This window comes from Bacillus sp. WC2507 (assembly GCF_052656125.1).
The window spans coordinates 3,662,400-3,676,568 of the sequence record NZ_JBQXPN010000001.1 but is presented as its reverse complement, the minus strand read 5'-3'; the positions used below and the strand labels follow the sequence as shown (position 1 = coordinate 3,676,568).

Genomic DNA, 14,169 nt, shown 5'->3' with positions numbered 1-14,169 from the left:
GGGGAATGAGAAATGAAGACAACTGTATATGTAACAAGGCACGGTGAGACGGAATGGAATGTAGCGAAACGAATGCAAGGACGGAAAAATTCTGCTTTAACTGAAAATGGTATGTTACAAGCAAAGCAATTAGGAGACCGAATGAAAGATTTATCTATCCATGCGATCTATAGTAGTCCGAGTGAAAGAACCCTTCATACTGCAGAGTTAATAAAGGGCGATCGTGATATACCGATAATAGCGGATGAGCATTTTTATGAAATTAACATGGGTGAATGGGAAGGACAGACAATCGATGATATAGAAAGGCAATATCCAGAGGAAATACAATTGTTTTGGTATGAGCCACATCTTTTTCAGTCAACATCAGGAGAAAATTTTGAGGCCGTTCATAAAAGGGTAATTGAGGGGATACAGCTTCTTTTAGAAAAGCATAAAGGAGAAAGTATATTAATTGTTTCTCATGCGGCAGCGGCAAAATTACTTGTAGGACATTTTGCGGGTATTGAAATAGAAAATGTGTGGGATGATCCATTTATGCATAGTGCTAGTCTAAGTATAATAGAATTTGAAGAAGATAAAGGTGAAGTGAAGCAATTTGCAGATATAAGTCATTTTCAATGAACGTAAAAAAGGCCGCAAAACGGCCTTTTTTTGTAGGCATAAAAACTAGCAATTACGTTTTTTATACCAGAAGTGATCGAATTTCTTGTTTTTGCAAGATGGGAATTTATGTCCGCCTTTGCAATCATTCCATTTGTGTCCATTATCGTGACAGTCTCTGCCATGATCACATGAATCATCGCATGAGTGACCGTCTCTATGCGGGAAGAATTCGCACTTTTTACAGAAGCTTCGTTTTGTCCAGAAAAATTTCTTTTCAAAGCGTATGCATTTTGTAACGAACGTACAATGTTTCCTACGCGTCACTTTCGTAACTAAAACGCATTCTTTTCTACGCGTTACTTTCGTAACAAACGTCCATTTTTGAACGCGTACACGAGTGCATTTCGTAACAAATGTCCATTTTTTTACATGCGTACATTTTGTAACGAACGTACAATGTTTCACACGAGTACATCTTGTTCTTGGACATTTACCCCCAGTTGTACATTTACATCCTGTTGTACATCGATGATGAGAGAATTTATCATCATCGCACTCAAAAGCACTTGGATCTTGATGTAAAAAATCCTCCATCCCAGCACTTTTGATTTCTTCAACCGCTTTTCTAATATCACGTTTCATAGAAATCCTCCTTATCATGTATTAAGTTGAAAAGGTATTCTTTTTCCTTAACATGATATGAGATATGAAGTCTTTCTGAACAGGACAAGAGTGTAATTTTATATAAATAGATGATAGCGGATGTATGGACAAGGCAAGGTGCATACATTGAATGAAGAGAACTGAGAAGGGATGAGAAAATATGCTACCTTCATATGATTTTTTTATTCATCCAATGAACCTAGTGGAATTGAAAAAAGAAATTTGGTCAGACAGTCCAGTGCCAGCAAAATTAACTTATGGAAAAAAGAAGTATGACATTGATATCGTATACCGGGGGGCTCATATTCGTGAGTTTGAGAAAAAGTCTTATCATGTTATGTTTTATAAACCGAAAAAATTTCAAGGTGCGAAAGAAATTCATTTAAATTCTGAGTTTATGGATCCGTCTCTCATACGAAACAAATTATCTTTAGACTTTTTTCATGATATTGGTGTACTTTCACCAAAATCACAACATGTGTTTATAAAAATTAATGGTCAAATTCAAGGTGTATATTTACAGTTAGAATCAGTTGATGAAAACTTTTTGAAAAATAGAGGATTACCGAGTGGTTCTATTTATTATGCGATAGATGATGATGCGAATTTTTCTTTAATGAGTGAGAGAGATAAAGATGTTAAGACCGAGCTATTTGCGGGTTATGAATTTAAATATTCGAATAAAAATAGTGAAGAACAATTGAGTGAATTTGTATTCCAAGCGAATACTTTGTCGAGGGAATCTTATGAAAAAGAAATTGGGAAGTTTTTGCATGTTGATAAATATTTACGATGGTTAGCTGGCGTTATTTTCACACAAAACTTTGATGGTTTCGTTCATAACTATGCACTATATCATAACGATGAAACGAATTTATTTGAAGTGATACCGTGGGATTATGATGCGACTTGGGGGCGAGATGTCCAAGGGAGACCACTTAATCATGAATATATTCGTATTCAAGGTTATAACACGTTAAGTGCAAGATTGTTAGATATACCTGTATTTAGAAAACAATACCGAAGTATTTTGGAAGAAATATTAGAAGAACAATTTACCGTTTCATTTATGATGCCGAAAGTAGAAGGTTTGTGTGAGTCGATTCGTCCTTATTTACTACAAGATCCATATATGAAAGAAAAATTAGAAACATTTGATCAAGAAGCTAATATGATTGAGGAATATATAAATAAAAGAAGAAAGTATATACAAGATCATTTACATGAATTGGATTAATTTTGAAGGAGATTGGAACATTATCAATCTCTTTTTTTGTATAATAAAGAGGTATCAATGGAATTGACGTAATATTTACTTAATAATGAATGGGGATGTGGAAACATGAAGGTAAAATGGATTGATTGGGTAAAACAAATACAATCTATAGCTCAAGCGGGTTTAACGTATTCTAAGGATGTGTATGATATAGAGCGTTTCCAACAATTACGGGATATTTCCATTTCGATGATGTCACATTACACAAAGACAGATTGGGAAGTTGTAGAGAAGTTATTTGCAAGTGAGACAGGCTATCAAACACCAAAAATTGATATAAGAGCAGTTGTTTTTCAAAATGAAAAGTTATTATTTGTGAAAGAAAAAAGCGATGGGAAATGGGCATTGCCAGGTGGATGGGCTGACATCGGTTATACGCCGACAGAAGTAGCAGCAAAAGAAGTTTTAGAAGAGACAGGTTATGAAGTTGATCATTTTAAGCTACTCGCTATATTTGATAAAGAAAAACATCAACCTTCGCCTTCAGCAACACACGTATATAAAATTTTTATTGGCTGTAAGATTATTGGTGGTGAAAAGAAAATTAGTATTGAAACAGAAGATGTGGAGTTTTTTGGTGAGAATGAATTGCCTAATTTATCGATTGCTAGAAATACAGAAGAGCAAATTAAAGAAATGTTTGCCTACATGAAAGAACCACTGAAAGAAATAGTAATAGATTAATAATGTTTATGCCGATGATATTGTTGGAATGAAGATATTGGCAGAATGCAACCTTTATGTAATAATGGGATGGTATGTGAAGAAAAAAGGAGATAGAAAATAAAATGTTAGCAAGCATAATAGATCAGTTATTGCAATTTTTTGCAAGCTTAGGTTACTTTGGAGTAGCGCTAGCTTTAATGATTGAAATTATCCCGAGTGAAATTGTACTTTCGTATGCTGGCTTTTTAGTCGCAGATGGTAAAATTAGCTTTGTCGGTGCAGTTATTGCTGGAACAATCGGTGGTACTTTAGCTCAAATCTTTTTATATTGGCTTGGATACTATGGAGGACGTCCAGTTGTAGAGAAATATGGAAAATATCTACTTATTAATAAACACCATTTAGACATAGCAGAAAATTGGTTTAAGCGTTACGGAGCAGGAGTAATCTTTTCTGCACGCTTTATCCCAGTCGTACGTCATGCAATCTCTATTCCAGCAGGACTAGCTAAAATGCCAATAAAACTATTTACACTGTATACAGTAGTTGCGATTATTCCATGGTCAATACTATTTATATACTTAGGTGAAAAGCTTGGTGGAAATTGGCGACATATTAAAGAGTATGCATCTGATTACACACATTACATAATTATAGGAGCTGTTCTCTTTGTTGCCTTATACTTTGGTTTAAAGTATTTCAAAAAGAAAAAAGCAGCGCGTTAAAGTCAATGATTTTTCATTGGCTTTTTTTTATTTGTTTCGGTTCTAAAGAAAAGGAGTTGTCCATAATGTGTAATAATAAAGCGTAGCGGAGGAATGTGATGAAAGGGTCACCGTTTATACGTGGAACGATATTTTTAACGATGGCAACGATGATATCTAAAATGTTAGGATTTATATATGTTATACCGTTTACAGCAATGGTCGGTACGAGTGGGTACGTTTTATACACGTATGCATATCGTCCATATACAATTATGCTCAGCATTGCGACGATGGGACTACCACTTGCAGTTTCAAAAATGGTATCAAAATATGATCAACTGAATGATTATCATACGGTTAAGAGAGTGTTGAAAAGTGGAATCGTGTTTATGTTTATAATGGGAATTATTTCGTGTTTTGCTTTATATATGCTAGCTCCACATTTGGCTAAACTTGTAATCGATGGAAATGATCAAACGGGGAATAGTGTAGGGGCAGTCACTACTAATATTCGAATTGTGAGTTTTGCGTTAATACTTGTGCCAGTAATGAGTTTATTAAGGGGTTTCTTTCAAGGATTCCAATCGATGGGGCCTTCTGCTTTAAGTGTAGTTGTAGAACAATTTTTTCGGGTCTTAACCATTTTAATAGGAAGTTTTGTCGTTTTATATATTTTAAAAGCTTCTGTCTCGTTGGCTGTTGGTATTTCAACGTTTGGTGCCTTTATGGGAGCGATAGGTGGATTAACAGTTTTAAGTGCGTATTACATAAGAAGGAGAAAGCACTTAAAGAAAAAAGAGATGGCAAGTATACCGCAAACAACGAAATCTTTTTTCTCACTGTATAAGGAGCTCTTTACATATTCAATACCGTTTGTTGTGGTAGGTTTAGCAATTCCGTTGTATCAGACGATTGATACATTTACAATTAATAAACTGCTTATACAAATAGGATATATGCAAGGAGAAGCGGAGAAGATTAATGCGATAATTGGTCTTGTTCAGATGGTTGTACTTATTCCCGTTTCTGTTGCGACCGCTTTTAGCATGTCTCTCGTGCCTGAGATGACAAAAGCTTATACAGCGGGAAATGTGAAGTTACTGTACAAACATTTTACGAGGACGAATGTATTAGTAGTAGGTATTACGGTGCCAGCGGCAATTGGAATGATGGTGTTAGCAAAACCAGTATTTACGCTTTTATTTGGTGCCGGAAATGATCCAGAGATGGGGAGAGTTATATTACAGTATTATGCTCCTGCCTGTATACTATTTTCGCTTTTTACAGTAACAGCTGCGATGTTACAAGGAATTAATCAACAACAGAAAACAGTGCTAGGATTAGGTATTGGCATTATTGTGAAGATAGTTTTAAATATTGTGCTGCTTCCGTATTTCGATTATGTAAGTTTTATTATTTCAACATACGCTGGTTATACGATTTCAGTCGGCTTTAACTTGTGGATGCTTTCTAAATATGTTATAAAGGCAACATAAGCTTTTTAAGGCAGAGAGCACTCTGTCTTTTTCTTTGTTTAGAATATTTTTCTTATAAAAACGTTTTCAAAATAATTTTTCTATTGAAATTTAAACGTATGTTTCATATGCTGAGAATGGCGGTTCAAAAACTGTTATGTAAGAGAGGTAGATTCCTACATGTAAAAAGAATCGGGGTGATAGTATGTTAAATATTTATTTAACAGACCGAAACGGAAAACTACAAGAGGTTGAGGAAATGCAAAAGGGTTGCTGGATTAATGTACTTCATCCAACGGAAGAAGAAATTCAATATCTAGTACAAACTTTAAATGTAGACTTAGATTTCATTAAAGACCCTTTGGATGATGAAGAACGCTCTCGTATTGAAAAGGAAGATAATAATACTTTAATTATCGTGGATATTCCAACAGTTAGACATGATGAAGAAGGAAATTCGATTTATGACACGATTCCAATAGGTATGATTGTAATGCCAGATTGTTTTGTTACAATTTGCTTAGAAGAAAACCCAATTTTTGAACGTTTTATTAATCAACGTATTAAAGAATTTTATACGTTTAAAAAGACACGCTTTGCACTTCAGCTCTTATATACGATTTCTACTTATTATTTAAGATACTTAAAGCAAATTAACAGAAAAACAATCGATTTAGAGCATCAATTAAATAAGTCGATGAAAAATAAAGAGATTTTCACATTGCTAGGCCTTGAAAAAAGTTTAGTTTACTTTACAACATCATTAAAGGCGAATAAAATTGTAATTCAAAAATTAATGCGTAACAGTACATTTTTAAAAATGTATGAAGACGATCAAGATTTATTAGAAGATGTATTAATTGAAAATAAACAGGCTATTGAAATGGCGGAAATATATAGTCACATTTTAAGTGGAATGATGAATACTTTTAGCTCCGTTATATCAAATAATTTAAATAGTGTTATGAAACTGTTAACGTCTATTACAATCATTTTATCGTTACCAACGATGGTTTCTAGTTTCTTTGGAATGAACGTAAAGGTTCCGTTTGAAGGGGAAGCACATGGTTTTGTAATTGTACTCATCATATGTGTAACACTATCTTTCACATTAGCATTTGTTTTTTGGAAGAAACGTTACTTTTAACGAGAAGAAAGCTGCTCTAGCATAGTTGTGTAACTGCGCTAGAGCAGCTTTTTTGCTATGAAATCCCAAATTTTGAATAGAATATAACTTATAAAATGTAATGTATATGAAAGGGTTGAATTCCGTATAAGTCTTGTCCAATTCATAAAATGAGGTTAAAATTACATATTGTTAATGAAAAGTTGGAGGAAATACATCATGGAATTGTTTCAATTACCGAAAGCATTCCTGCAAATGAATACAATTTTTATCTCCATATTGATCGAAGCACTTCCTTTTGTGCTCATTGGTGTATTTATTTCAGGATTCATTCAAATGTTTGTAACAGAAGATATGGTAGCAAAATGGATGCCGAAAAACCGTTTCCTGTCTGTTTTAATGGCTACTTTTTTAGGTATGATGTTTCCGGGCTGTGAATGTGGAATCGTTCCGATTGTAAGGCGATTAATCGGAAAAGGGGTTCCGCCATATGCCGGGATTGCATTTATGTTAACTGGACCAATTATTAATCCAGTCGTATTATTTGCAACATACGTTGCCTTTGGAAGTAGTATGCACATGGTATGGTATCGTTCTATCGTAGCGATTATCGTAGCAATTATCGTTGGAATTATATTATCATTTATGTTTAAAGAACATCAATTACGAGATGATCACTTCCCAGAAGTGAATCATAAGCGTCCATTACGTAAAAAAATGTGGGATGTATGTACGCATGCTGTTGAGGAATTTTTCTCGATGGGAAAATATTTAGTATTAGGTGCGTTAATTGCAGCGGCAGTTCAAACGTTCGTACAAACTTCAACACTTCTTGCTATAGGACAAGGGCCGTTCTCTTCACCAGCTGTTATGATGGGACTTGCTTACATTTTATCACTGTGTTCAGAAGCGGATGCGTTTATTGCTTCGTCATTCCAAAGTACTTTTTCAACAGCATCACTGGTCGCGTTCCTCGTATATGGACCGATGGTGGATATTAAAAATATGTTTATGATGCTTGCGACGTTTAAAACGAAATTTGTAATTGTCGTTACTGTTACAGTTACACTTGTTGTTTATGCAAGCTCACTACTCATTTATGCGATGGGGTGGTAGGTTATGTTTCGAGCATATATATTATTAGGTTTTACAATCTTAATCGCGCAGCTTCATATTTCCGGTAATATTACGAAGTATATCAATATGAAGTATGCCTATTTATCAACAACAGCAGCTATTATTTTAGGTTTTTTAACGATCGTTCAAATTATTATCGTATTCCAAAAAGAACACCAAAAAGAAAAAGAACAGCACAATTGTGGGTGTGATCATAGTCATTGTGGGCACGACCATTCAAAAGATGAAAATACATGGTGGAAACGAACATTTTCTTATACTTTGTTCTGTTTCCCAATTATTTCAGGATTATTTTTCCCGATTGCGACACTAGATTCGGATATTGTAAAAGCAAAGGGATTTCATTTTCCAGTAGCACAGGCGGAAAGTAAAGATCCATTTATGACAAGGCAATTCCTAAGACCAGACACGAGTATTTATTATGGAAAAGAAGGATACCGTGGTGTAATGGAAAAAGGGAAGAAAGAGTTTGTTACGAAAGACAATATTGCTTTAAAAGATGAGGATTTCTTAAAAGGAATGGAAACAATTTATAATTATCCTGGCGAGTTTACTGGGAAAAAGTTATCTTTTAAAGGGTTTGTTTTCAAAGATGATTCTTCTAAAAAAGAACAATATTTCTTATTCCGTTTTGGTATTATACATTGTGTAGCGGATTCTGGTGTATATGGTATGTTAGTGAAAAAGCCAGAAGGTGTAGAATGGAAAAACGATGATTGGATTCAAATAGAGGGAGAAATTTCTACTGAATTTTATCAACCGTTCCATGCAAATATCCCTGTTTTAGAAGTAACGAAATGGAATAAAGTTGAACAGCCGAAAGAACAATATGTATTTAGAGGAGCCGATTGATAACATCGGTTCTTTTTTATAGACTAAAAGTTCGGAATGTTGTTAATATTAAATGTGTAGTTCATTTAGTATAGTGATGGTTGAAATATCAGGGATAAATAATTAAAAGGGTGATAACAATGACTGAAGTAAAGGGAAAAACAGCAAATGAATCCAGAGTGTTTAAAACGAGCCGAGTATTTCCAACAGATTTAAATGATCACAATACGCTATTTGGTGGAAAGATATTAGCCGAGATGGATATGGTTGCTTCTATTTCAGCAACAAGGCATGCAAGAAAAGAATGTGTCACAGCATCTATGGATTGGGTAGATTTCTTACATCCTGTTCGCTCTTCAGATTGTGTTAGTTATGAATCCTTTGTAATTTGGACGGGTAGAACTTCTATGGAAGTGTTTGTGAAGGTAGTAGCGGAAGATTTAATTTCAGGTGAGAAGCGTATCGCAGCAACGTCTTTTGTTACTTTTGTTGCACTTAGTAAGGAAAATAATCCAGTTCCTGTGCCGCGAGTAATCCCTGAAACAGAAGAAGAGAAAGAATTACATCGTATTGCAGTGTTACGTGCAGAACAACGTCATATACGTAAGGCAGAGAGTAAGAAAGTAGCCACATTACTAACTTTTTGAGTTGAATATGTAGTCGTTAAAGGTATTATAACAGACCGAAGTGTTTTTTATATGAAAAGCGGACACCTAAAAATAGGTGTCCGCTTTTATAGTTTTTTCATCCACATATCATATGACGATAACTACTTAGCAGAAGCAAGCAGCACCGACGATGATTAAGAGGATAAATAATACGACTAATAGCGCGAATCCATTACCATGTGCGAAGCCCATTGTTATTTCCTCCTTTTATTTTAAGATACAACATACTATATGCAAATGAGCTATTGTTTGATATGGACATATATCATGTAATGACATATTTTCTTGAATGATAATGTATTAAAAAAGGGAAGATATAGAAATAACAGTAAGTGGAGAAAGGAAAATATCCATGAAGCACTTTTTCGCTGTAATCCTTTGTTTAATAGGTGTATTCATATGGATGAACATCGATGTGGAAATGGGGAAAAAAATGGCTAGTGAATATGAATTAGGACAAATTCGATTAGGTGAATTTCAACTATATACGAACGGTGGAGAGTTATATAAGAAATTATTTGAGGATATACATAATGCAGAAAAGTACATATATGTCCATTTTTACATTGTAGGTAAAGATGAAATAAGCCAAGAGTTTTTGCAGTTACTCAAGAAAAAGGCATCGAGCGGAGTAGAAGTGAAATTGTCAGTCGATCGAATAGGTGGATATAAGCTGAAGAAGAAAATAATTCGTCAACTAAAAAGAAATGGTGTTCAGTTTACGTTTAGTAAAAAGCTTAAACTGAAAAATATATTCTATTCGTTGCATCAACGGAATCATAGACGCATCGTTACGATAGATGGAAAAGTATCATATATCGGCGGCTTTAACATCGGAAAGGAGTATCTTGGACAAGATCCGAAATTTGGTCCGTGGCGTGATTATCATGTACGAGTCAATGGGAATGGTGCCACGGATATGGAAAGAAAATTTGCTGATGATTGGAAAGAAGATACAGGAGAAAAAATGCCTGTACATGAAAGCTTACCTGCGATAGGGAATGTAAAATATCAATATTTATTTTCAGATGGAAAAGGGTTATGGGAAAAATATGGAGCGCTTTTAAAGCAGGCTAAAAAGTATTTAATTATTGCTACACCATATTTTGTACCAAGTAAAGAAATGATGAAAGAGTTAAAAGATGCATTAAACCGCGGTGTCAATGTGAAAATTCTCGTACCATTTAAAAGTGATGCGGTATTGTTGAAACAAGCTGCCTATCCGCATTTGAAAGAGATGAAACATGCTGGAGCAGAAATTTATCAATATCGGAATGGTTTTTTTCACGGGAAAGTAACAATCATTGATGGAGAGATTGTTGATATAGGTACAGCGAATTTTGATAATAGAAGTTTTTATTTAAATTGTGAATCTAACTGTGTCATATATGATAAAACAGTTGTTGCTGATGTATGGAACCGATTAAAAGAAGACTTTCATAAATCAAAAAGATTTTCAGAAGAAGATTTTGAGAAAATTAGTAAATGGGATTGGTTTTTAGCAAGAATAGCAAATGTTATAGCATCATATTTATAGTATATAGACAAAAGAGATGGGAGGCACTTTCATGGATTGTATGAAAGAATTAATGAGGTATAGTTATATGCTTATATATAAGGTTGGGGAGTATACAGGAGAGGTAAGAGACGAAGAATTAAAGGAGCTATTACAGCATCATTTACCATATATGTTGCAAGCATATAATGAACAAGTTAATTTTCAAGAAGGAGAGAATGTACAGCAAATAACTTGTGAACCAATTTCATTTCATTTTCATGAAATGGAAAAGGAAACTAATAGTAAGTATACAGGGGATATTTATATTGCAACTTGCTATATTTCGCATTTAAAACGGCTAGCATTAAAGTTTGCTCAAGTGGCAGTTGAAGTTGCAAATCCAGAATTCCGTTCATTTTTAGAAAATTGCTTCTTGAAAATGAACCGTTATGCCTATAGTGTATGGCAATATGTTGTGAAGAAAGAGTATAAGATTGAACATGTATATGAAAATGAGAAGTTTGCATAAGAAACTAAGGTGGAAAGATAGGCGCCTTAGTTTTTTTTCATGGAGAAAAAAGACTAAGTGTCTATGTTTATTATCAGAAAATTTACAAATATTTACCGTTTATTTACTATTTTTCAATCTTTCCTTTAAAAATAGAGAGTAATATGGGGTTGTACATATTCTATCACAAGGAGGAAACGCAAATGAACAAATGGGTTAAATCAATAACTGCTATGGCACTTGCAAGTTCTTTATTAATGGTAGGTTGTAGTAAAGATGAGGACAAGAAGAAAGAAGACGGTACAACAACACAACAAGAGGACAAAAAGGATAAAGAAACAAGCAAAACTGAGAAGTCTACAGATTCTAAAGAAAAGAAATAAAGTAATAATAGAGCTTCCTCTTATAAATGAGGAAGCTTTTTTGTTGTAAATTGATTAAGATTATTGAAAAATAGAGAAAGAGGGAAAGAAAGAGAGAAAGAGAGAAAGAGAGAAAGAGGGGATAACAAATGAAAGTATGTATATTGGGAGCAACAGGTCGAGTAGGTTCAAAAATTATAAAATTGGCATTAAAAGATTTAGCTGAAGTGACTGCGTTAGCGCGTGATTTAAATAGAATAGAAATAAATCATGAAAGGTTACGAGTTATAGAAGGTAATGTACTGAATGAAAATGATATAAAGAACGCGATAGAAGGAAGCGATATAGTAATTAGTGCACTTGGAACTGATCAAAATGGAACGTTAGCGAAGAGTATGCCACAAATTATAAAGCAAATGGAAGAAGAAGGGGTTTATAAGATTATTACAATAGGAACAGCAGGTATTTTACAAGCAAGGACAAATCTAAATTTATATCGTTTTCAATCAACGGAATCAAAAAGGAAAACGACAACAGCAGCAGAAGATCATTTAGCTGCATACAAGATACTTAGTAGTAGTAATTTATGTTGGACAGTCGTTTGTCCGACGCATTTAATAGACGGTGATGTGACAGGGGTATATCGAGCTGAAAAAGATGTATTACCAGAAGGAGGAGCAAAAATAACAGTTGGTGATACAGCGCAATTTACGTGGAATCTGTGCAGTAAAAACAAATATGAGAATAGTCGAGTAGGTATTTCATATTAAAAAACCATCCCGAAAATGGGATGGTTAAAAGATAATATAACATACAAATATGATAATCATAATGATTTGGAGAATGGCTTTCGCTACTGTACTGCTTAAAAAACCAACTACAGTAGCAACTCCTACTAGAAAAGCGTCTTTTGGCGCTTTTTTATGCATTAGTTCTGTTATAAATACCGATAAGAACGGGATGATAATAAGACCAAATGGTGGGAAGAAGAACGATCCGACAATGATTGAAATCATCCCGACACGCTCGCCCCATTTAGAACTCCCGTATTTCTTTAAGAAATATCCATTTGCAATAAAATCAGCAACGAAAATGAATAGTGTGAAAATGACTTGAATAATCCAAAAGGAAGTTGTTAGTTCTCCGCCATTTATGCCAAAATGATAAATTAAATATCCAGCCCAGACAGCAAGGATTCCTGGGATTATAGGATAAATAAAGGCAAGAAATGAAACAATGAAACAGGCAATGATACAGATTGTTAATAATACTGTCACTTTATAACTCCTTCTTCGTGTCTAATTTATGTACCGCAATTTTTTTCACTTGATGTCCATCAAGTTCTAGTGCTTTAAATTGAAAACCAGCAAATTCAATAGAATAACCAGCCTCAATATTTAAGTCAACTGCTTGAGAGAGTAGCCAGCCGCCAATTGTATCTAAATCACTATCATCAATATGTAGGCCAAACATATCATTTACTTCAGAAATGAGCACCTTCCCATCTAAAACAGTAAGCTTCGGCGTGCGTTTTTCAATCATAGGTGATTCATCCGCATCGAACTCATCTTGAATTTCTCCAATAATCTCTTCAAGAATATCTTCCATTGTTAAGAGTCCAGCAGTACCACCGTATTCATCCATAACGATTGCCATCTGAACACGATTTTTTTGTAGATGTACTAACGTTTTGCGAATTGGAACGGTTTCAAATACAGTTAGTACTGGATGTATGTATGATTCAAGCGGCTTATGAATGCCCTTCGTTTGATCGTGAAATACTTCTTTCGTATTGATCATACCGATAATATCATCTTTATCTTTTTCGATAATAGGATAGCGTGTATACTTTTCAGTTGCGACGATATCCATATTTTCTTCTAACGTATTTTCAGTAGATAAGCAAATCATTTCTGTACGAGGGACCATAATTTCTTTCGCGACCCGGTCGTCAAATTCAAAAATATTATTTACATATTTATATTCGGTTTGGTTTATTTCGCCGCTTTTGAAACTTTCACCTAAAATGAGTCTTAGTTCCTCTTCAGAATGGGCAAGTTCATTTTCTTTCGCAGGCTCTAAACCGAGTAGTTTTGTGAAAAAGATAGCTGTACTATTAAGTAGCCAAATAAATGGATACATAATTTTATCAAATAAAATAAGTGGTCGTGCAAACTTAAGTGTGATTGCTTCTGCCCTTTGAATTGCGAAAGACTTTGGAACTAATTCACCTAATACAACATGGAAAAATGTAATAACACTAAAAGCGATAATAAAGGATAAAGTATTCGCCATTGTTCCAGTAATATTAATCTTTTCAAAGAGCGGTCGTAGTAAATGTTCCACAGTCGGTTCACCAAGCCAACCAAGCCCTAAAGAAGTAATCGTAATCCCGAGCTGACAAGCTGATAAATAAACATCTAAATTAGATATGACACTTCTTGCAGCTAAAGCTTGTTTATTGCCTTCATTTGCAAGCTGGTCAATTCGACTTTTTCGTACTTTTACAACAGCGAATTCTGATGCAACGAAAAAGCCGGAAATAAGGATAAGTACAAAGATGAGAAAAATATTTAATATGTCCAAGTGTGTTCTCTATTCCGTAGTTTGGAATAAAGATGTCACCTCCTGCAATTATGTTATACT

17 protein-coding genes are annotated in these 14,169 nt (G+C 34.2%); 13 read left to right on the top strand and 4 right to left on the bottom strand.

Features of this window, described 5'->3' with window-relative positions:
• Positions 1 to 12: 12 nt before the first annotated feature.
• The gene (locus ACUN28_RS19490; protein ID WP_016088232.1) at positions 13 to 624 is read left to right on the top strand and encodes a phosphoserine phosphatase 1; all 612 of its coding nucleotides are present in this window, start codon (positions 13 to 15) and stop codon (positions 622 to 624) included.
• A gap of 45 nt (positions 625 to 669) precedes the next feature.
• Here the strand turns inward: ACUN28_RS19490 and exsB are convergent, their stop codons facing one another.
• Positions 670 to 1,248 carry an exosporium protein ExsB gene (gene exsB / locus ACUN28_RS19485; RefSeq protein WP_016088231.1) on the bottom strand — a complete coding sequence of 193 codons (579 nt, stop codon included), beginning with the start codon at positions 1,246 to 1,248 and terminating at the stop codon, positions 670 to 672.
• A 181-nt stretch (positions 1,249 to 1,429) separates the two neighbouring features.
• Between exsB and cotH the strand changes: the two genes are divergently transcribed.
• From cotH to ACUN28_RS19445, 8 genes are all read left to right on the top strand, one after another.
• The gene (cotH, locus tag ACUN28_RS19480) at positions 1,430 to 2,506 is read left to right on the top strand and encodes a spore coat protein CotH (protein WP_016088230.1); all 1,077 of its coding nucleotides are present in this window, start codon (positions 1,430 to 1,432) and stop codon (positions 2,504 to 2,506) included.
• A gap of 105 nt (positions 2,507 to 2,611) precedes the next feature.
• Entirely contained in the window at positions 2,612 to 3,229 is a 618-nt protein-coding gene (locus ACUN28_RS19475) for an NUDIX hydrolase N-terminal domain-containing protein (protein WP_016088229.1), read from the top strand.
• A gap of 104 nt (positions 3,230 to 3,333) precedes the next feature.
• The gene (locus ACUN28_RS19470) at positions 3,334 to 3,936 is read left to right on the top strand and encodes a DedA family protein (protein WP_016088228.1); all 603 of its coding nucleotides are present in this window, start codon (positions 3,334 to 3,336) and stop codon (positions 3,934 to 3,936) included.
• A 98-nt stretch (positions 3,937 to 4,034) separates the two neighbouring features.
• Positions 4,035 to 5,414, top strand: coding sequence for a putative polysaccharide biosynthesis protein (locus ACUN28_RS19465; RefSeq protein ID WP_016136645.1), 1,380 nt, complete (start codon positions 4,035 to 4,037; stop codon positions 5,412 to 5,414).
• Between the two features lie 184 nt (positions 5,415 to 5,598).
• On the top strand, positions 5,599 to 6,540 hold the full coding sequence (locus ACUN28_RS19460; protein WP_000932392.1) for a magnesium transporter CorA family protein: 942 nt from the start codon (positions 5,599 to 5,601) through the stop codon (positions 6,538 to 6,540).
• A gap of 198 nt (positions 6,541 to 6,738) precedes the next feature.
• Entirely contained in the window at positions 6,739 to 7,635 is an 897-nt protein-coding gene (locus tag ACUN28_RS19455) for a permease (protein WP_000418724.1), read from the top strand.
• A gap of 3 nt (positions 7,636 to 7,638) precedes the next feature.
• On the top strand, positions 7,639 to 8,508 hold the full coding sequence (locus tag ACUN28_RS19450) for a TIGR03943 family putative permease subunit (RefSeq protein WP_016088225.1): 870 nt from the start codon (positions 7,639 to 7,641) through the stop codon (positions 8,506 to 8,508).
• 119 nt (positions 8,509 to 8,627) lie between these two features.
• On the top strand, positions 8,628 to 9,134 hold the full coding sequence (locus tag ACUN28_RS19445) for an acyl-CoA thioesterase (RefSeq protein WP_000141167.1): 507 nt from the start codon (positions 8,628 to 8,630) through the stop codon (positions 9,132 to 9,134).
• Positions 9,135 to 9,260: 126 nt separating this feature from the next.
• Here ACUN28_RS19445 and ACUN28_RS19440 read toward each other — a convergent pair whose 3' ends face one another.
• Positions 9,261 to 9,347 carry a YjcZ family sporulation protein gene (locus ACUN28_RS19440; RefSeq protein WP_000505094.1) on the bottom strand — a complete coding sequence of 29 codons (87 nt, stop codon included), beginning with the start codon at positions 9,345 to 9,347 and terminating at the stop codon, positions 9,261 to 9,263.
• A 160-nt stretch (positions 9,348 to 9,507) separates the two neighbouring features.
• Between ACUN28_RS19440 and cls the strand changes: the two genes are divergently transcribed.
• The 4 genes from cls (at position 9,508) to ACUN28_RS19420 (ending at position 12,293) form a co-directional block, all read left to right on the top strand.
• Positions 9,508 to 10,692, top strand: coding sequence for a cardiolipin synthase (gene cls, locus ACUN28_RS19435; RefSeq protein ID WP_016088224.1), 1,185 nt, complete (start codon positions 9,508 to 9,510; stop codon positions 10,690 to 10,692).
• Positions 10,693 to 10,723: 31 nt separating this feature from the next.
• Positions 10,724 to 11,182 carry a spore coat protein gene (locus ACUN28_RS19430; protein ID WP_016088223.1) on the top strand — a complete coding sequence of 153 codons (459 nt, stop codon included), beginning with the start codon at positions 10,724 to 10,726 and terminating at the stop codon, positions 11,180 to 11,182.
• A 182-nt stretch (positions 11,183 to 11,364) separates the two neighbouring features.
• The gene (locus ACUN28_RS19425; RefSeq protein WP_016088222.1) at positions 11,365 to 11,544 is read left to right on the top strand and encodes a hypothetical protein; all 180 of its coding nucleotides are present in this window, start codon (positions 11,365 to 11,367) and stop codon (positions 11,542 to 11,544) included.
• Positions 11,545 to 11,672: 128 nt separating this feature from the next.
• Complete coding sequence (locus ACUN28_RS19420; RefSeq protein ID WP_016088221.1) at positions 11,673 to 12,293, top strand: NAD(P)-dependent oxidoreductase; 621 nt, start codon at positions 11,673 to 11,675, stop codon at positions 12,291 to 12,293.
• Positions 12,294 to 12,317: 24 nt separating this feature from the next.
• On the opposite strand, the gene ACUN28_RS19415 is transcribed toward ACUN28_RS19420, so the two are convergent.
• Both ACUN28_RS19415 and ACUN28_RS19410 read right to left on the bottom strand, forming a co-directional pair.
• Complete coding sequence (locus ACUN28_RS19415; protein WP_016088220.1) at positions 12,318 to 12,800, bottom strand: DUF456 domain-containing protein; 483 nt, start codon at positions 12,798 to 12,800, stop codon at positions 12,318 to 12,320.
• Between the two features lies 1 nt (position 12,801).
• Positions 12,802 to 14,109 carry a hemolysin family protein gene (locus ACUN28_RS19410; protein WP_016088219.1) on the bottom strand — a complete coding sequence of 436 codons (1,308 nt, stop codon included), beginning with the start codon at positions 14,107 to 14,109 and terminating at the stop codon, positions 12,802 to 12,804.
• Positions 14,110 to 14,169 lie beyond the last annotated feature (60 nt).